This window comes from uncultured Photobacterium sp., from assembly GCF_947502415.1.
Taxonomy (GTDB): domain Bacteria; phylum Pseudomonadota; class Gammaproteobacteria; order Enterobacterales; family Vibrionaceae; genus Photobacterium.
Genome location: NZ_CANMZV010000007.1, coordinates 90,095 through 109,415 on the forward strand (window position 1 = coordinate 90,095; position 19,321 = coordinate 109,415).

Genomic DNA, 19,321 nt, shown 5'->3' on the forward strand with positions numbered 1-19,321 from the left:
ACGTGAAACAATCTCTGTTTCAAATTGCACTTGTCGTAAAAGATTACGATGAAGCCATCGATTTTTATACAAATAAACTTAAGTTCGAATTAATTGAAGATACTTATCAGCCGGAGCAGGATAAGCGTTGGGTGGTAGTGTCACCTCCGGGATCTGATGGGGCCGCGGTTTTGTTGGTCAGGGCGTCGAAACCGGAGCAGGAAGCATTTATCGGCAATCAAGCAGGAGGCCGGGTGTTTTTGTTCCTGCGTACCGATGATTTCTGGCGTGATTACCACAGGATGAAAGACGTAGGTATTCGGTTTGTGCGTGAACCTCTGCAGCAGGATTACGGAACTGTAGCGGTATTTGCTGATCTTTATGGCAACTTGTGGGATTTGTTGGAGTTAGATCCAAGTCATCCTATGGCAGGGCGCTAAGCCGTCTTCTTTCTAGTGATGAGAGTATGATCATTGTTTTCATCAAGCTTCCATAGCAATCTGTGATCCAGAGTACATGCGAAAGCGCAGGGCTCTGGCAATATAATCGAATAGATTCAGGTAGCTAACGAGGCTGAGTATGCGAAAAATCGGTGACGATCTTTGGGTACATGATGATTCGATGAAGATGGTGGGCACCCGGTTGGGATTGCGGATGACGGTCGCAAAACTGACAGGTGGTGGAGTGTGGGTTCACTCTCCAACAGCGATATCTCCTGAGTTAAGACGCGAGATAGATGAGATCGGTACTGTTGAGTGCATCGTCGCGGCCAGTAATGCTCATAACCTATGGTTGCAAGACTGGTGCGAAGCCTATCCTGATGCGGATGTTTACGTTAGCGCCGGGATCCCGAGAAAGGTGCCATTGTCGAAATACCATATTTTGCAGCGGGGGATGGAAAATCCTTGGGAGGCAGATTTTGACTGGGAAACCATGCCTTCGGTACCGATGTTCAATGAAACTGTCTTCTTGCATAAAAAGACCAGCTCTGTGATTGTCACTGATCTGATTCAGAACTATTCTGATGAATTGCCGTCAGGTTTTGCCGGTGTAATGACCAAGTACGTTTTCCAGCCCATCGGCTTTAAGGGGACCTGTATTGCGCCGCCGCTTCGGATCGGATACATGATCAAGGACAAGCCGATGTTCACCAATTTCATTCGTCATGTTCAGGAGTGGGATTTTGAGCGTATTATCGTGACCCACGGTGACATTATTGAGGATAACGCAAAGTCAGTGTTTACTGATTTGTGTACCCGCTTCCTGAAGTAATATTTATGCTGATTGGTCGTCTATATTGCGCAAGAGCAATCGTATCTGATTGCTCTTGCTAGTTTCCCCCACCCTCTTTTATATCGCTCGTTTTTTTGCCCTCTGGTTGTTTGCGGGTTAGCTGGATCACAACGTGCTCTTTTCCTCTGAGGTTCATTGTAAATAGATACCCTTTTTTTATTCGCTGTACGGCAACGTGTAGTGGGTGAGTATTTGTGGCGGCAAATTCAAGTTGATCAGTTCCTGCTTTGATTGCTGGGAGATTGACTGGTGTCAGGTTGTCAGCAACGGTGGATAAAAAGCGGAGTCGGCTATTCTCACCGTCGAGGAAAAAATACCAGTGATGATTCGAGATGTTCAGATCAGCAATGCCATATAGAGTGTCGTCTTTAAGGCGTTTGAAACAGACCGGGTAGGCCATGGGGCCACGGGGTGTTTTAACTGCTTCTCCTTGCCAGCAGCCTATCAGCGGAAGTAACAGTTTTTCGACTTGGCTTTGGGTTTTTTCGCTGTCAGAAAGCGTAAAAAGGAGCAAGGTTGCCAGAAAGATCATGATTAATGGTTTGGTACGCTTTGATATCAGCTCGGTCATGATAAGTGACGGTTTCAGTACATGGATGTAGGTTAATAGAGTTCTTCAATTACAGGTGTAGATAACGGTAAGGTCAAGTTCTACCTCATGGCTATTGATCTCCATAGATTCGGTTGCTATTGCGCCGTGGCAGGCTGAGCCTTAGTAGTCGTCGAAAAGTGTGCAGTCTATATAACGAGATTATCAGACTAACAGTGAATTTGATTTGTTATGGCTGCTCGCATCGCGTCAGGATGAAGTGAATTTTAATAACTTACTGAAACAGCTTAATATAATGACAATTATTGGCTTGTTGGCTAACAGTGGCCGGCGTTAATTATCAGGTTGTAAGGCTTTGAATCACTTCGACTATAACTTACTTAAAGTACTGGAAGTTTTACTGGAAGAGCTAAGTGTGACTGCGGCTGCATCGCGGTTGCACCTCAGCCAGTCGGCAGTCAGTAAACAGCTGGCAAAACTGCGGGAAACCTTTGACGATCCTTTGTTTGAGCGTACTGCGCATGGTCTGCGACCGACGCCGAGAGCCAGGCAGCTGGCTCCGGATCTACATCAGATATTACAGAGGTTGGAACAATTTACTCGCCCGGAGGCTTTTGAGCCGATACAGAGCTCCCGTGAGTTCAGGATCCATTTGGTAGAAACGGCTTATTCGCTGACTTATCCTTTTTTTATGCCCTCTATGCTCAGTCAGGCGCCTCATGTCAGCCTGAACAGTCAGACCTGGAATCATGAAAGCAAAGAGAAGCTGCTCAAGTGCGAAATTGACATGGCGATATGCAGCCGTGAGTGGGATGAGCGTTCGCCATTGCACGTCAAAAACATTCCTCAGGAGCTGAATTATGTCGAACTGGTGCGTGACTATCCGGTTTGTATGTTCAGAAAAGACCATCCTTTGCTACAGGAAGAGTGGAATCGGGCAACATTCCTGAAATACCGGCACCTTCAGGTGACATTCGGCGGGATCGACAGGTGGCTGCTTGATGAAGTGCTGGCTCTTGATGGATTATGCCGTGATATCGCGGTTAACATGACTGATTTTTATAGTGCCATGAGTCTTTGTGAGCAATGTGATCTTATCCTCTGTGCTCCGGCTCGTTATGCGGCAAAAATGGCAAAGCATTTTGAACTGATCACTCGTGACGTACCGGTGGATGTTGTTCCTGGCAACTATGTACTGCTCTGGCACAGCCATTTTGAACATGATCCCGGCCATTGCTGGTTACGTGAACTCATTATCGGTAATGTGAACGGTGAAGTTCGCAGCTAATTTATTACTGGTAAATAGCTATATCGCACTGAAAATATTTAACTTCATTTGTATTTAAGCCCGTTCCAAACGATGGAACGGGCTTTTTTTGTCTGACATTTGCGAGCAAGATCATATTTTCATGACTCCCCATTTATCAAATACTCAAAAACCAAACTTTATTTTGATTTTAAAGGGCCAACCGTGGATTATCATGCGCAATTAGTATTTATGCCAGTTAGGAGTATCAGTGTAATGAATCTTGGTAGTGTTTTAACTCGTCGAAAACGGAACTCGGCTTGTGCCTTGTTATTGTCTGCTTTTGCGACACTGGGGATGTCGGATGCAATGGCCGCTCAGTCCGGTAAAGACATGTCGGTATGGTTTGATGTCGGAGGGCCTGTTGGCGGTCCTTATGCGACCGTGGTGCAGAACGGGGCTAGCCAGGCGGCAGAAGATCTCGGGGTTGATTTGCGAGTTATGTATTCTGATTGGCAACCGCAAAAGATGATCGAGAACTTTAAGCAGGCACTGGCGGCTAAGCCGACCGGGATTGTGGTGATGGGCCATCCAGGGGACAGTGCTTATTCCCCGCTGGTGGACGAAGCATTCAGTAAAGGTATTCAGGTTACGTCGGTGGATACGGCATTGCCGGCTGTAATGAACAAGGACCAGAGTGCCGGCTTTGGTTATGTCGGTGTCAGTAATGCTGCTCGCGGTATTTCTCTTGCCAATGAGGCGTTGCGCCGGGGCAAGTTCAAGTCGGGTGAACGTGCCATGGTTTGGGGTATCAAAGATATCGCTGAGCGCAGTGATTCAACCCGAGGGTTGATCTCGACGTTGGAAAAAACGGGTATTAAGGTCGATTTTCTGCAGATTTCACCTGAAACCGATAAAGATCCGTCACTAGGAAGCAATGTGATCACGGCTTACCTCGCTCGTCACCCGGATGTGAAACTGATCATGGTCGATCATGGTGCGCTGACTGCGCAGATGGGAAACTTCCTGCGTAATGCCGGCGTGCGTCCACAGGAGCTGTACGTGGCTGGTTTCAGTTTGTCGCCAGCGACTGCGGATGCGATCAAAACCGGTTACGTCCAGTTAGTTGCTGACAGCCAGCCATACCTGATGGGATACCTGTCAGTGGTTCAGGTTGTGCTGAGTAAGCGGTACGGATTCTCCGGCCTGGATATCAATACCGGCGCCGGGTTTGTCAGTCGTGACAATATTAACTTTATTGCCCCGCTGGCAGCAAAAGGCATCCGATAATGGATTCGCCGGTACTTGAATTGAACGGGCTGAACAAATGGTTCGGCTCGGTTCATGCGCTGAAAGATATTCACTTTTCCCTTCATTCCGGCGAAGTTTGTGCCTTGCTTGGCGATAACGGAGCAGGAAAATCAACCCTTATCAAATTGATTGCCGGGGCCGAACAAATTGATCATGGCGAATTACGCATTAGTGGTAATCAGGTGCCAGCCAGCAGGTATTCGGTACAGCAGGCTCGACGCTTAGGGATAGAAACCGTTTATCAGTCCGGTTCCCTTGGTGAGCAGCAGAGCGTATGGCGTAACCTGTTTGTCGGGCGTCATCTCCGTAATCGTTTTGGTTTTATTGATCATCGGGAAGAGCGCCGCTGTGCCGCCCGCTTATTGAAGACGCTCGACTTTCGCGGGGTCGGTGCCAATATCGAAGCGCCGGTCAGCCTGCTGTCGGGAGGCGAGCGTCAGGGACTGGCGATTGGCCGCGCAATGCTGTTTGATGCCCGGGTGGTGATTCTGGATGAGCCAACCACCGCGTTATCCGTCGGAGAAGTTGAAAAGGTGCTCTGCTTTGTTGAGCAGCTTCGTGAACAGGGCAGAGCTTGTTTATTGATCACCCATAATATGAACGATGCCTACCGGGTTGCCGATCGGTTTGTAGTAATGGATCGCGGCAAGATTGTGGCTCAGTACCGCAAATCCGCAATGACCCGGTCATCGTTACAGCAGGCATTGTTGGATGCTGTCGGGCAGGGGGCATTATGAATCATCATTTTGTCTCACGTCACCGGGTTCCGGTGCTGACAGCTCTTATCCTGGTCGCGCTATGGAGCATTTTTACTGCGTTTAGCCCGGAAACGTTTCTTCATGGTCGTATTTATATCTCCTTCATGTCGACTATTCCCTTCACTGCCATGCTGGCATTAGCCCTGACCCTGCTGGTGATAGCCCGTGAAATTGATATGAGCTTTCCGGCTGTTGTTGCTTTGGGCGGTTATCTTTTCGCTGTTACGTTTGAGTCAACCGGATCGCCTTTACTGGCGTTGGGTTGTGCGGTTGCTGCCGGTTTGGCTTGTGGGATGTTGAATGGTGTGCTGGTGGTTTTTTTTCGTATTCCGTCAATCATTGCCACCATCGGTACGCTGTTTTTCCTAGGAGGCCTGACAACCGTGCTGGCCGACGGCATTGCCCTCAGCATTCCGCAGGTGCGTGAAACCTGGCTGCACTCCGTTATGGTCGGGCGGATTGCAGACGTTATTCCGGCACAGGTGCTTTGGGCGTTGCTGATCCTAGCCTTGCTATGGTCTCTGCTTTCTCATCATGTGTTCGGCGATAACATCAACTTTATCGGTGATAACCCGAAGGCTGCGCAGGTTATGGGCGTTCCGGTAAAAAGAACCCGTATGTTGCTGTTTATGCTCATGGGGGGAATGGCTGCGCTGGTCGGGGTGTTTGTCAGCCTGGAGATGAGCAGTTGGTGGCCGAATCAGGGACAGGGTTACATGTTGCTGGTGTTTGCCTCGGTTTTCATTGGGGGCACGTCGGTGCTCGGCGGGCGAGGCACGCTGATGGGAACGCTGTTCGGTGCATGTATTATCGGCATTCTTGAAGCGGGCATTATCAGCGCCGGTCTGGCCGGTTTCTGGACCCGGCTTATTTACGGTATCACTATTTTGGTTTCGCTTATGGTTCACAGTATGTTGCTGAAACAGCATATGGGATCGTGGCGACGTTTGCTTTCCTGAGGATTTGCTTATGACACAGATAACAATTGTCGGTGCTGGCAGTGTGATGTTCACTCGCCAGATAACCTCGGCGCTGCTTTCCTATCCGGCCCTTGACGGTGCTGTGCTGGTGTTGATGGATATTGACAGTCAGGTTCTCAGGCGAAGTTTTGAGCTTGTTACCCGGATGATTGAGCAGGCAGGCCTGCGTGTTCAGGTGATGATGACAACTGATCGTCGAAAGGCACTGATGAATACTGATTTTGTGATTAATGCCATTCAGGTTGGCGGGCTGGAACCATGGCGGCTGGATATGGATATTCCGGCTAAATACGGCGTCATTCAGGAAGTTGGGGATACGATGGGGCCGGGTGGCATATTCCGCGCCTTGCGCCATATTCCGCCAATGCTATCTATTTTGCGTGATATGGAAGCTTTGTGCCCTGATGCCCTGTTTATTAACTATGCCAACCCGTTGGCTCCGCTCACCTGGGCGGCGAAAGATTATAGTCTGGTTAAGTCTGTCGGGCTTTGTTACGGTGTGCGATATACAGTCGCGCAGCTGGCTGGTTACCTTGGCGAAGGTGACTGGGTTGAACATCCGTCCACCCCGGAACGCTGGCAACGGCTGATGTACCATGAGGTGCCGGAACATATCGATTATGAATTTGCCGGTATCAACCACATGACCTGGATCACCAAAATGACGGCGAATGGTAAAGATCTGTTACCTAAATTCCGTGAAATGGCAGGAAACCCCAAAGTGTACCAGGCCGATGCTGTTCGTTGTGAAGTGCTAAAATTCTTCGGTCACTGGTGTACGGAAAATCACTGGCATTGCAGCGACTACCTGCCTTATTTCCGTAAAAATGAAGCGATGATCAATCACTTTTTGCCGCAACGCTGGAACTTACTGGCGCTTGAGGAAAAAGTACATGCAGCAGGTGAGGCTGAAATTGATGCTCAGTTGGCTGGCAGCCAGAAAATCGTGATTGCACCGAACATGCTCAATGCGCCCAAGCTGATTAATGCCATGGTCAGCGGGGAGCGAACCCGGATTAACGGTAATGTACCGAATCATCAGCCGGGAGGGTTGTTGGTTGAAAACCTGCCGGAAAATTGTGTGGTAGAGGTACCAATCCAAGTTGATGCCAGAGGCTTACAGCCTCAGCAAATAGGGCGTTTACCGATGCAGTGTGCCAGCCTGAACAAGACCAATATTGCCGTGCAGGAATTAATTGTTGAGTCAGCGCTTACTCACAACCTGGATGCGGCGCGCTATGCGTTGTCATTAGATCCGGTTACCGCTGCGGTTTGTACCCTTGAGCAGATTGATGCCATGTTCAATGAGCTGTTTGAAGCCCAGCAGCACTGGTTGCCACAATTTAACCATTATTAAGCTGGTATTCTTCTGCCTAGTATCAGATAGGGGCAGCCATCTTGGTTGCCTCGCCTGATTCTATGCTGAAAATATAATCACACCCGTCTCTTATGCTCTATGAAATCATCGGGTCTATTGATGATTTCAAAAATTCATATTTCTTCAGTAGATTGTTTTTAAACTATTATAGAAAGGAGCCACTGTGATCCGTTTTATTCAGTTTTTGTTAGCCTGTTCAGTTTTAGCTGGAATGGGGTATTTCATTTTGCACGACGTGGATCTGGTACAGGAAGAAAAGCATGAGAAGTACCAGTTCTTGTCTGTCATGTATAAGCCGGAGAGTGATGAATACAGAAATCTGTATGATTATCACGCGACGCTGGAAGAAGTGCCTTTGCCAGTCGGTACATGGGAATCTCAGCATGACCCTGACTTTCATTACTTATTGAAAGTTAACAGCAACGGCGGGTTTGTGCTCTCAATTAACCCCCATGCCAATGACCATTCTGAAGGGGCGGTAACCGGCGCATTGAATGTCACAGGGAAGGCATATAAAGCCCATCATGTGGTTGGAACCGCTAAGCACTTCATTCCTAAAAGTGGCCACATTGTGGTGAAAAGTTTCTCTGGCAAGGAACTTCAGCTTGTTCATCCTCAATCAATGAAGCCGATCATTTTCACTTTTGTCGGCTAACTGAATCCTTTGAAGTCAGTGTCATTGCCAGCTTAACCGATTATCAGCTGGCAATAACAACAAGGTGCATTAGGGCAACTAGCCCGGTCAGCCGGTTACGCATCGGCTGGTAACCTTCGGGTTTTCCTTCTTTTTCTATTTCACGGATCTTCATTTCAGCAAACCACACCGCGACAAAACCGAACAACAGCACCAGTACTGAAATTACATAGCTTTCCGGTGAATGCAGTAGTACTCCCCATGCGATCAGCGCAAACAGATTACTCAACACTAGTGCGTTGCGGCTGAGCTTATGCTTGATGTGATCAATTGCATTTCCCCATAGGATCCCGGCAAGAAAACTCAATATCACCGCACTGTAAGCGATAAACACCTTTTGGGCGCTAAGCCCGAACAGGGTTTTGTCAGCCCATATACACAGAATGCTGATGATAAATGGCAGTAATCCGAGGTAGGCAAGGCGTGACATGATTTTGTCTGGTGATTGATTCATGGTGTTCTCCTCGGTATGACATGACGCTATTTTTTATGGTTGGATATTTTAGAGAATAGCAGAGAGGTTTTTCATCCTTAATAAGAAAGAATGTTGAATGAATTTTGGACTTTAATTTGGTCAGATTACTGTTTAATTCGTTATTAAATTCAATTTAAGTGTGACGGAGATCATGATAAGTGATGTGTTTTATCTTTAGTAAGGGAGAAATAGCTGTAAACTATAAAAGTTATATCGTCTGATTAACACTCGCAATAGTCATATTTTTTGACATATAAAACCCTTATTGTTTATTTATAAGGGTTTTTATTTGTGTGAATTTGTCTAAACAAGTTTGTAGGAAATTGAGTTGGCTACGACGGACACAGTGAGAGCTATATGGATTTGATGTAGTTATTAACAGTCAAAGCTTGTAGCTCTCACCTTAAATTAATCTTGTAAGTGTTTTATTAATTTTAAAACTTAGTGCTCGATGTCTCCGTGTTTGTCACGTTTTTCTACAATTTGGTCTGGTTCAGGTTGATAGGAGTTTTCATAGATACTTGGAGTGGAGCAACCAATCATTAGTAGTGGTAATGCAAGTAATAATATTCTCATGATTTTCCCCTTTTTGAATACACAAGTAAGGTTAGCATAGGATGTGTATTCTTCAATTTTACTCTATATAGTCAGAGTGTTTGGTATCTATGGCATTTCAACATTGAACTTGTACTACTTGTTTTGTATGAGTTAAGCCTACTTATACAGTGAAGTCATAATGGACCTTAAAGAATGAGGTCATGAAGACCGTAGTTTGGTACTTTGCTGTGAATATCACTTCGTGTTTAAAGGTAAATACTTGCTGTTATCTGAGATTTATTTACTACATTTTTCTTATTTAATGTATTAATAAAGTAAAATTAAACGCGCAAACCCAAATAGTACCCATTTTCATCTACCTTTAGGTGGTTAAATTTCGTTCAACATAATGCGTGACTAAAAAGTGAATAATAAAAAATTAAATAATCTGTCGTTGTCTTGAATACTTATTAGATGCGTTTTATTGATTTATGATTTTAATGAATAATTCACCTATTGTAATAGCGTTAGTATTTGTTAGAGCTTTAGCTCTATTGTTGGGCTTGATGTTACTGCATTTTTGTTGATTGATTATTTATTTTGATGGGGCTGTTTGTAGTTATTCATTTATCTAACGGTGGTGTGTTTACAAATTGATTGTGCGTAAAAATGCGTGCAATGTGTATATTATTCATTTTAATGAATAAGGCTGATGCGATTTTTGTGATCTGAATATGGTTTTTTCAGTACATGTAATGCAATTGATTACATGTGAAATCATTCACGTTTTGAATTATTTACCATTCAAACAGTTACTAGAAACTTGAATCTGAATCATTCTTTCGTTTAATGTTTTCCCGATTTTGAATACAAAAATATTTTCAGGAAAATAAAAATGAAAAAAACAATATTAGCAGTGGCATTGGCATCTTTATTTGTGGGTTCAGCTAGTGCTGCAACTGTTTATAAAAATGATAGTGGCGACAATTTAAAAGTGTACGGTGGCATGGAAATTGGTGGTACGTTTGTTGCTGATAAAGATAAAGGTGCTTTTAAATCAAATAAAACATATGTTGATGATTCATTTTTGACTATCGGTGCTAAAGGCCAAACGGGTGATATTTTCGCTAAATTTGAATTGGATGCAGAGCGTACAGATTGGACTGTAGATAACAATTTCCGACTTGTTATTGATAAAGCTTATATTGGCTATAACATTGCGCCTAAACATTCTATCGAAGTAGGTCGAACAGATACAGCCTATGACCATTATGATGCATTCGGTGACTTTTCAAATGAGCTTGCAGCAGAAGTTTCAGAAGCTGGTGATCAGGACAATACGATTAAATATCGTGGCCAGTTTGGCAGTGTGAAAGTAGGTGTTTCACATTCACTAGAAGGTTGGGATGCAGAAACGGACGGTAAGGGTAAGGTTACTAAAGGTTATATTACTGACTCTCGTGAAGGAAAGGTAACGAATGGTTATGTTGGTTACTTCGCAGAACAGTTTACTGTAATTGCTGCAGCTGAAACTGTTGATGATCGAGGCGAGCTTTACTCGTTACACGCTGAGGCAAGCTTCGATAAATTTGGTATCGGTGGCTTTGTTTCGTCTTCAGATAAAGAAAAAGACCAAGATGATTCAATGACTTATGTGCTTTCTGCTAAATATGGCATCACTGAACAGTTGACACTGCTGGCTGTGGGTAACGTTGTTGATCATGACCAAGACAAGAAAGATGACGAGTGGGTTGTTGTTGGTGGCGAATATAAATACGCCAAGAACGTTAAGCTAGCTGCTGAAATTGCTGCAGGTGGCGAAAAAGGCACATTAGGTTACGTAAAAGCTTACTACTGGTTCTAATACCGTTAAAAATATTCCTGCCTAATAAAAGGCCTTCAAAACGAGAAGGCCTTTTATATCCTATTTTTTGTTTCAAGGTACTTACCATGAATTACAAGACTCTCGCTTTATCTGCTTTAGCATTAGCTATTTCTACTGGATGTTCAGCAGCAACACAAGATCAAGAAAATGCGTGGATAAAAGATAAAGAATATAAGATTACCATTCTTCATACTAACGATAACCATGGCCATTTTTGGCACAATAAATATGGTGAGTTAGGTATGGCTGCGCGTGCAACCTTGATCAATGATATTCGTTCCGAAGTAAAAGCTGAAGGTGGCGAAGTATTATTATTATCTGGTGGTGATATTAATACTGGCGTTCCTGAATCAGATTTGCAGGATGCTGAACCTGATTTCTTGGGTATGAATATGATTGGTTACGATGCAATGGCAGTTGGAAACCATGAATTTGATAACCCACTTGAAGTACTTGCTCAACAAGAAGGCTGGGCTAAGTTCCCATTTCTTGCTGCGAACATTTACCATAATGGTGAACGTATGTTCGACGCATATAAAATCTTCAATAAGCAAGGTATTAAAATCGCAGTAATCGGTTTAACAACTGAAGATACGGCGAAAATCGGTAACCCGGAATACATTGGTGATGTTGAATTCCGTGATCCGAAAGAAGAAGCGAAGAAAGTGATCGCTGAAGTTAAGGCTGAACACAACCCCGATATTATTATCGCAGCTACACACATGGGTCACTATGATAACGGTAATCACGGTTCTAATGCGCCGGGTGATGTAAAACTTGCTCGTTACCTGAATGAAGGCGATTTGGATATGATCGTTGGTGGTCATTCACAAGAGCCTGTTTGTATGGAAGGTAATCACGAGGCTGCCGCTTATAAGCCTGGTGATGAGTGTAAGCCTGACCGTCAAAATGGCACCTGGATTGTTCAGGCGCATGAGTGGGGTAAATATGTTGGCCGTGCCGACTATACCTTTAAAAACGGTGAGTTTAATTTAGAGTCTTATGATCTTATTCCGGTAAACTTGAAGAAGAAGATTAAAAATAAAGACGGTAAAAAGATTCGCGTTTTGATTGAAGATGAAATTAAGCACGATCAAACTGTTTTTAATGCATTAAAACCGTTCCAAGATAAAGGCCAGGCAGCACTAAACGTAATTATCGGTAAGATTAATGGTGACCTGGTTGGGGAGCGTAAGATCGTCCGTAGTCAGCAAACGAATTTAGGTCGCTTGCTTGCAACTGCTCATATGGAACGTGCTAAAGCGGATTTCGCTATTATGAATTCTGGTGGTGTTCGTGCATCGATTGCCGAAGGAGATGTAAGTTATAAAGATGTTCTGACGGTGCAGCCGTTTGCAAACATCATTACTTACGTTGATATGACGGGTAAAGAAGTACAGGATTACCTGAATGTTGTTGGTACGAAGTCTAAAGATTCCGGTGCTTATGGTCAGTTTGCCAACCTGTCAATGATCGTTGAAAACGATAAGGTAACTAACGTTAAGATTGGCGGCAAAGTGCTTAATGAGAAAGAAACTTATCGTTTCACGATTCCATCTTTTAACGCTGCCGGTGGTGATGGATATCCTAATATCACGTCACACCCTGCTTACGTAAATACTGGCTATGTTGACGCAGAAGTACTGAAAGAGTACATCGAAGCAAACTCACCGCTAGACGTAAATAAATTCCAGCCAAATGGCGAAATCACATATAAATAATTATAAGCCCCACTTTTAATAGAGTGGGGCTATATTGAGGCTGTTCATCTTCAGCCTCTCGCATTCACGCTTAAACCTCTTGCTAATATGCAAACGAAGAGTATTTTAGCTTACGATCTGAGCTAAGTGGCTATTGATGGCTTGTTCAGTATCGGCAAGCCACTGATACCTTTTGGTATAGAGTTTACGCTTCGTCTTTTTCAGCTCAGATGGATCTTTCCTTGGGGGATGTACAGGTAAGCGGAAAAGATATTTATCGACATTCTCGCCGCCATATTCATTCCACAAATCATCATAGTCGAAAGTCACGGCTTTACGCTTTGAGCCAATATACCTTATCGCTTGGTAAACGTGGCCTTTGTTCGACACGCCTTTTACCTCATTGATGTCCCAGGCTCTTGCAAGCATTAAAGCAACTTCAATCATAAGTGCTTTCGTACGTAAGCCATGAAGCGAACGCGTCAAGGTTCTGATTAGATCTTGTCGTTCGGATATCGATTGGCTTGGTCCCTGGACCATTCCTATATACATAGCACGTTGATTTGTACCGGATACATTAAATGTCAGGGAATAGATGCTTTGATCTTCTTCATTAATCAGCTTGATCCCTAATCCGCCTTCTCTTCTTGAGCCGCGATATAAGTTGATTCGGTACTGGGAGCCTTTAGAGTCTTCAAAAGCAAAAATGGTCACCCCAGAGCCAGAGACAACAGCATTTGAATGTTGAGCGAAGACTTGGCTGATAAACTGGTAGTGTTCTTTTAAATGTTTTATTCGAGTAGCACTAGACCAGTTGACACACAGGTATGGCTTCAGTGGCTTCTCAATGATGTCTGGATTGTTGCTCAAAACTGATTTTAGATCTTTGTTTTCAAAGACTTCAGCCATGGTTTTTATAGCCTTGCTGTTTGTGACACCCCATAGGCAAAATCGGGCATTTTTTCTGATTTTCTGTATGCCTTTTGAGTGGGGATGAACTTGACTGGCTAGTTTAGGTAAACTTGAAATGTAACTAATAACGCTCAAAATAGACTTCCGGACATTTACTTTGCCTATAATAATACACCGTTTTTTACGGGTTGGAAGAGTGAAAATCCGCTACGGGAATATTTTATTTTGCTTTAAGATATAAACTTAATAAAATCAGTAAGATATTTTCGTATTGGTATGTGTGCAATTGTATTAATGCGAAGATATCATTCGTGTCCAGATTGAAATCGGAAAAAGTATGCGTTTACCTGAAGATTATGGTGATAGCCCTAAGAAAAATTTAGTCGCACCCAGTGACCGCCAGCATGTATTGATGCATTGTTGCTGCGCACCTTGCTCCAGTGCCATGATAGAAGCATGCTTGTTTCACGGGATCCAGCCGACTATTTTTTTCTACAATCCAAATATTCACCCGGAAAAAGAGTATCTGAAACGAAAAAACGAGATCATTAAGTTTGCTCTCGTTCTTGGAGTGGATTTTGTGGATATGGATTACGATCCTAAGACCTGGTTCAAGGCAACGAAAGGCTATGAACATGAGCCGGAGAGAGGCAAGCGTTGTTTGCACTGTTTTCAGCTGAGGATGGAAAAGACGGCAAACTACGCTAAAGAGCATGGTTTTACTCACTTTACGACAACCTTAGCCAGCTCCCGCTGGAAAGATATTAATCAAATTCGGGAAGCTGGCCTGCTTGCCACATTGCAAACGGGTAATGTGGCCCAATATTGGGATCAGGACTGGCGAAAAGGTGGTTTATCGGCACGGAAAGACAGTTTGCTAAAGCAAATTGGTTTTTATAATCAGCAATATTGTGGTTGTGCCTATAGCCTGAGAGACAGTAATAAATGGCGTAAGGCAAAAGGTAGGCCGCTTATCAGTTTTGAGGATGAATAATCGTGGATCTTCAGTTTTTGCTGCTCTTTTCGATAAGTCTTATTAGTACAGAGAAATTAACAAGGACAATTGCTACATGGAGTTAGTATCCCCGTCACGTGAGTATGAAGATGTTTTCCTTGAGTTTCTGGATGACATTAAGCGATTTGACGCCCCTAATGCTGAGTTTTATGAACCGGCCTGCTCATCTTTCCCTAAATACGTGAAGTCTTTAATTGATGAGTCCAGGGGCGTTAATCTGCCTAAAGGGTATGTTCCTTGTCATCATTACTGGTTTTTAAATGAACAAGGGAAAATCGTCGGTGTGCTTCGGATTAGACATCATATTAATACGCCTTTCCTGTCCCATGAAGGCGGGCATATTGGTTACGACGTTGCACCGAGCTATCGTGAACAGGGTTACGGCACTCAAATGCTTAAACATGGTCTGAGTAAGGCTAAGACATTGGGGCTGGAGCAAGTTTTGATCACCGCTGATGACGATAATATCGCATCAAGAAAGGTGATTGAAGCAAACGGTGGTGTTCTGGAGCAAGTCGTTATGGGGCGATTTTTTCCCTGTCTGGTTGCTAAGTACTGGGTTAAGTGTCACTAGGTTCCTGGAATTATCCTTTGGTTTCTCGCTGAGAGGCCAAGGGATAATTCAGTTGGTATTTGAATGTAGATAATAATTAAATTTTCGTGTAACAGCTTAATAGTATATTCGACTCGGTTAGCAAAAAATAACAAAAAGAATGAAAATATAAATTAGAGGGAGTTCACAGGTGAATGGTAATAGATATTATTGTTCGGGGGTATTTTCTGAAAGTGTATCTAAATGAATCAATCTTGTGTCTAATTCTTTCATGGTATTAATCAATGAGCGTGCTTGAATTGATTGGAGTGAATTCACAGTGATATGTAATTTACAAATTAAGCTTTAACGCTGGTTTGATTTAATGCTGCCTCTGTTTTTGTGCATTAAGTTATTGTTTTAGATGGTTTAAATATTGGTGGTGTTTGTCGGTGATATTATTATCTAAAAATAAAATTATCTATTTTATTTGTTCCTTTTAGCTATTTTTAGTGCTTCTATGTTTGTTTGAATTATATGTTGGCTCCAATTAATGTTCGCGCTTAATAGAGCTTGCAATGAAATTTAACGGTTTAACAAAACTGGTATGAATACATTGCTAGAAATGGACTTTGTAATAACTCTAAAAGTAAATCGTTATTAAAAGCCATCTGAAACCTAAGCGTAGTAAATCTTAAGGAGAACGAATGTATAGGCCTATGTTGATGAGTATGCCGCTCATCATGATGTTGACAGCTTGTGGTGGGGGCTCTGATTAAAGTCCGGCTCCTGATTCGAAGAAAGTGCCTCAAAAAGGCATGACTTTTAGCGGAATGGTGTACGACGGCCCGATGGCAGATACAACCGTTTCTGTATTTGCCGGTAAACATCTGCTTGCCAAAGCGGTAACTGATCAAGATGGTAAATATTTGGTCGATGCTTCGATCTCTGTTAAGCATTACGAACAAATCAAAACACAGCCAATTACCTATCGTGCCCAGCGAGGCGATATCTTCTTGTATCAATATGCCGGTACAAGCCTGGAAGAGGCATTAGACAACAATAATAATCAGGCGTTGATTACAAACTTCTCAACGGTTGAATATGTTATTGCTGATTTTGATAAAAATAATTTTGTAACGGCTCAAGAATGGCTGGATTACCAAAAGCTCGATCGCACGTCTATTGAGACGAATATTGTCCGTTATGGTGTTGGCCTGAAAGCGGTGATTGATTATTCCGCAAGCTTGGCTGGTTTTGATAACAGTACAGTTTGGTTACGTGCTTTGTTTAATAGTGCTGCCTGGGATCAGTGGTACAGCATGAACCATGCGTCTTACCGTGATGCATGGCAGACATTGTATAGCGATGAATGGTTCCTTGAGCAGGAAAAAGATCGTTTTACCGAGGCTGATATTACGGTGTGGAAAGATCAGATCGATAACGTTGTTGTTCCCGAGAATCCTGTACTTAAAAATGTGATTGTTGCCGGGTTGCCACAAAGGGTGAGTGTGGGCGATAAGTTGAGTCCGACACTTTATGCGTTATGGTCTGATGAAAGCTCGAGTGACGTTACTTCACTGGTAGAATGGTCAGCGACACCTGCTGATGCTGTGGTTATCACGGATGGCTATCCACAGGTGATGAAAACCGGCCCTATTACCCTTACAGCAACATACCAGGGCGCAACGGCTACCATTCAACTTGATGCCGACGCTGCTGTACTGGCTTCGCTGCGCTTGGATGCAACTCAGCGTTATCCGTATCTGCATGATCAATTTAAGGAGGTTGCTTATGGTGTTCACAAGAATGATTATTTAGTTGATTACAGTGAAGAAGCCGAGTGGACTTCGAGCAACCCTGAGATCCTGGAATCTTTAGGTGACGGCGAGTTCCTTGCTAAGAAGGTTGGTTCGGTGAAAGTCACCGCCACCATGGGCGAACTTACTGCCGAGCATGAATTTAATGTAACCGCTAAGCTACTCGGTATTAGCCTGAACCTGCCAAATAATCTTATCTCTCGAGGTGAAACACTGCAGCTTACCTTAAATGGTGAATTCAATGACGGCACTGTAGCCGTAATTAATGAAGCAGTTACCTGGAGCAGCAGCAATTCTGAAGTACTGGAAGTTGCGAAGAATGGCGAGGCCAAGGGGATTAAAGAAGGCGAGGCTGTTGTTACAGCAAGTTATAACGATTACATCCTGGAAGAAAAGGTCAAAGTAACCCATCCGAAGATCGTCAGTTCAACACCAAACTTTGTTGATGGTGTGCTTACCATGACAGAAGGCGACGTACTTGAATACAAATTCAAGTTTGTTCGTTCGAATGGCGTTGAGCATGTGTTTACTGCAACTTCTGCTTATGGTACTGATGAAATTCAGATTAGCGATAATGCACTTAGAGAGAATAGGGATGAATCCGGAATTCAGGTTGCTCAGGTCGATACTGAAAAAGAGCGCATCTATGCGGTTCGTTCCGGAGAGGATAAATTAACCATTAATAATGTGCCGGATGAATTTAAAAATATTCTTTTTGAACTTGGTGCCATTGAATATGTCAGTAGTGCAGATTCAGTAACACTGAAAGTCAATGTTACTGATAATCAAGATGTCTATCAGTGGAATCGCTTTAAAGGAAACTCTCCTGTCAGCGGCGAAAACAACGACGAAACAGCGAATGTGATTCAGGCTATTCAAAGCGGAGACACCCTTTATCGTTTCTGGTTTGTAGATGGTACTGAAAAAGATGGTATTTACATTACTAAACTGACGGATAAAGGCGAATCGGCTCCGGAATTTGTTCTGGCTGCAAATAAATTTGTGAATGAGTACGATTATACGTATACACACAAATTAATTAATAATGGTATTATCCATGATAACTATGGATACGTATTGTTGATAACCGATAACGATAATCAGGTTTCGGAGAAGCAACAAATCGTTTACCGTTATAAGTTAAGTGACGGCACCTTAACCGAAGTGGATATCTCTGGATTTAACCGTGATATTTTCAGGACAAATGGTCATAGTTTTGCCTTTACACAGTCAGGTGATCTGGTTGTTATTGATGATAGGGGCTCATCAAGTAGTCATAAGCTTGTAACTCCTTATATTTATCATTTTGACACCAATACATGGGAAGAAAAAGATCAGATACTTGGTCAGCATATTCAGCTTCCGTCTGATAGTTCACACATGGCGGTATTAAATACCAATGATATGTCAAGAGAACCATATGTGACTCCAGTGTTGAGCATTATGGATCTGGAAACGCTGGAAGTAACCAGTCAGGAATTCGTTATACCGGGTGATGCTGAATATGTTTGTCGTGACATAGAAAACATGAGTATAGCAACCGGGGAGAGTGTACTGGATTCCGGCGCTGGTTGTATGGTGGTGGAAAAAGGTGATTCGAATGGTGTCGGATACTGGCTATGGGATTCGATTGCCGAGCTTCCTAAGCTTCATCTCTTTAATGAGGGAGAAGTAGAATATACTTCTAATAATTATGCTGTTGCAGCTCGTAAGCCAGACGGTAATATGCTCTTCAGTAGCGGGCGAATTACTATAGATAGCGACACCCGTGGCAGTTGGACGGATATTGCTGAGATAGTTGATGTTGAGGTTGATGGTATTGTTGAAAAGCAAGTTAAATCTCAGCGTTATATCGTAAATAACAATTACCTTGATGCAAATATCGATACTGAGATTAAGGAAGGTAATCAGTATTTAATCCAGAACCCGAATGTGCCGAATGAAACATTTGCCGTCTCTAATCGCCGCACAATCGTGATTGATGAGCATGGCCAATGGCAAAGTGATAAATTTATGTATCAGTTGCCGGAAGTTATTGTTGGTAAATTCAAGTTGTTCAATCTTGGCAATGCTATGGTAATCAGTCCGGAGTCAGATAAGGACTCATCTGAGTATTGGCTTCTGCAAATGCGTAAGCCTGTGGAAGCAGAGCAGCCGGAAGAGCCTGAGCAGCCAGTAGTGTCAGAAAAGCCAACTGAACCTGCACTGGCAGAATAATTGGGCTGATATCAATAAATATAGTAAGGGCTACATTCG

16 protein-coding genes are annotated in these 19,321 nt (G+C 43.5%); 13 read left to right on the plus strand and 3 right to left on the minus strand.

Annotated features, from left to right (window positions below; all coding sequences use genetic code 11):
• Positions 1–2 precede the first annotated feature (2 nt).
• Complete coding sequence (locus tag Q0852_RS09525; protein WP_299017597.1) at positions 3–419, plus strand: VOC family protein; 417 nt, start codon at positions 3–5, stop codon at positions 417–419.
• A gap of 139 nt (positions 420–558) precedes the next feature.
• The gene (locus Q0852_RS09530; RefSeq protein WP_299017600.1) at positions 559–1,251 is read left to right on the plus strand and encodes a DUF4336 domain-containing protein; all 693 of its coding nucleotides are present in this window, start codon (positions 559–561) and stop codon (positions 1,249–1,251) included.
• A 58-nt stretch (positions 1,252–1,309) separates the two neighbouring features.
• Here the strand turns inward: Q0852_RS09530 and Q0852_RS09535 are convergent, their stop codons facing one another.
• Positions 1,310–1,843 carry a hypothetical protein gene (locus Q0852_RS09535; RefSeq protein ID WP_299017603.1) on the minus strand — a complete coding sequence of 178 codons (534 nt, stop codon included), beginning with the start codon at positions 1,841–1,843 and terminating at the stop codon, positions 1,310–1,312.
• A 334-nt stretch (positions 1,844–2,177) separates the two neighbouring features.
• On the opposite strand from Q0852_RS09535, the gene Q0852_RS09540 reads away from it, so the two are divergent.
• The 6 genes from Q0852_RS09540 (at position 2,178) to Q0852_RS09565 (ending at position 8,150) form a co-directional block, all read left to right on the plus strand.
• A complete protein-coding gene (locus tag Q0852_RS09540; protein ID WP_299017608.1) occupies positions 2,178–3,110 on the plus strand; it encodes a LysR family transcriptional regulator in 933 nt (310 codons plus the stop codon).
• A 234-nt stretch (positions 3,111–3,344) separates the two neighbouring features.
• On the plus strand, positions 3,345–4,358 hold the full coding sequence (locus Q0852_RS09545; RefSeq protein WP_299017611.1) for a substrate-binding domain-containing protein: 1,014 nt from the start codon (positions 3,345–3,347) through the stop codon (positions 4,356–4,358).
• A complete protein-coding gene (locus Q0852_RS09550; RefSeq protein ID WP_299017613.1) occupies positions 4,358–5,116 on the plus strand; it encodes an ATP-binding cassette domain-containing protein in 759 nt (252 codons plus the stop codon). Before Q0852_RS09545 ends, Q0852_RS09550 begins: the two co-directional genes overlap by 1 nt.
• Positions 5,113–6,096 (plus strand): ABC transporter permease, encoded by a 984-nt coding sequence (locus Q0852_RS09555; RefSeq protein WP_299017615.1) that lies wholly within the window; start codon positions 5,113–5,115, stop codon positions 6,094–6,096. Before Q0852_RS09550 ends, Q0852_RS09555 begins: the two co-directional genes overlap by 4 nt.
• 10 nt (positions 6,097–6,106) lie before the next feature.
• Positions 6,107–7,474, plus strand: a complete 1,368-nt coding sequence (locus tag Q0852_RS09560) for an alpha-glucosidase/alpha-galactosidase (RefSeq protein WP_299017618.1) — start codon at positions 6,107–6,109, stop codon at positions 7,472–7,474.
• A gap of 184 nt (positions 7,475–7,658) precedes the next feature.
• A complete protein-coding gene (locus Q0852_RS09565; protein WP_299017621.1) occupies positions 7,659–8,150 on the plus strand; it encodes a hypothetical protein in 492 nt (163 codons plus the stop codon).
• A gap of 43 nt (positions 8,151–8,193) precedes the next feature.
• On the opposite strand, the gene Q0852_RS09570 is transcribed toward Q0852_RS09565, so the two are convergent.
• Positions 8,194–8,643, minus strand: coding sequence for a DUF3429 domain-containing protein (locus Q0852_RS09570; protein WP_299017623.1), 450 nt, complete (start codon positions 8,641–8,643; stop codon positions 8,194–8,196).
• Positions 8,644–10,096: 1,453 nt separating this feature from the next.
• Here Q0852_RS09570 and Q0852_RS09575 point away from each other — a divergent pair.
• Positions 10,097–11,065: a porin gene (locus Q0852_RS09575; protein WP_299017628.1), complete on the plus strand. Its 969-nt coding sequence runs from the start codon at positions 10,097–10,099 to the stop codon at positions 11,063–11,065.
• A gap of 86 nt (positions 11,066–11,151) precedes the next feature.
• A complete protein-coding gene (gene ushA, locus Q0852_RS09580; RefSeq protein WP_299017629.1) occupies positions 11,152–12,807 on the plus strand; it encodes a bifunctional UDP-sugar hydrolase/5'-nucleotidase UshA in 1,656 nt (551 codons plus the stop codon).
• Positions 12,808–12,912: 105 nt separating this feature from the next.
• Here the strand turns inward: ushA and Q0852_RS09585 are convergent, their stop codons facing one another.
• A complete protein-coding gene (locus Q0852_RS09585; protein ID WP_299017632.1) occupies positions 12,913–13,833 on the minus strand; it encodes a VirK/YbjX family protein in 921 nt (306 codons plus the stop codon).
• A 202-nt stretch (positions 13,834–14,035) separates the two neighbouring features.
• Here Q0852_RS09585 and Q0852_RS09590 point away from each other — a divergent pair, with 202 nt between their 5' ends.
• From Q0852_RS09590 to Q0852_RS09600, 3 genes are all read left to right on the plus strand, one after another.
• The gene (locus Q0852_RS09590; RefSeq protein ID WP_299017635.1) at positions 14,036–14,692 is read left to right on the plus strand and encodes an epoxyqueuosine reductase QueH; all 657 of its coding nucleotides are present in this window, start codon (positions 14,036–14,038) and stop codon (positions 14,690–14,692) included.
• Positions 14,693–14,768: 76 nt separating this feature from the next.
• Positions 14,769–15,287 (plus strand): GNAT family N-acetyltransferase, encoded by a 519-nt coding sequence (locus Q0852_RS09595; protein ID WP_299017638.1) that lies wholly within the window; start codon positions 14,769–14,771, stop codon positions 15,285–15,287.
• A gap of 776 nt (positions 15,288–16,063) precedes the next feature.
• Positions 16,064–19,282 (plus strand): Ig-like domain-containing protein, encoded by a 3,219-nt coding sequence (locus Q0852_RS09600; RefSeq protein ID WP_299017641.1) that lies wholly within the window; start codon positions 16,064–16,066, stop codon positions 19,280–19,282.
• The last annotated feature ends 39 nt before the right edge of the window (positions 19,283–19,321 follow it).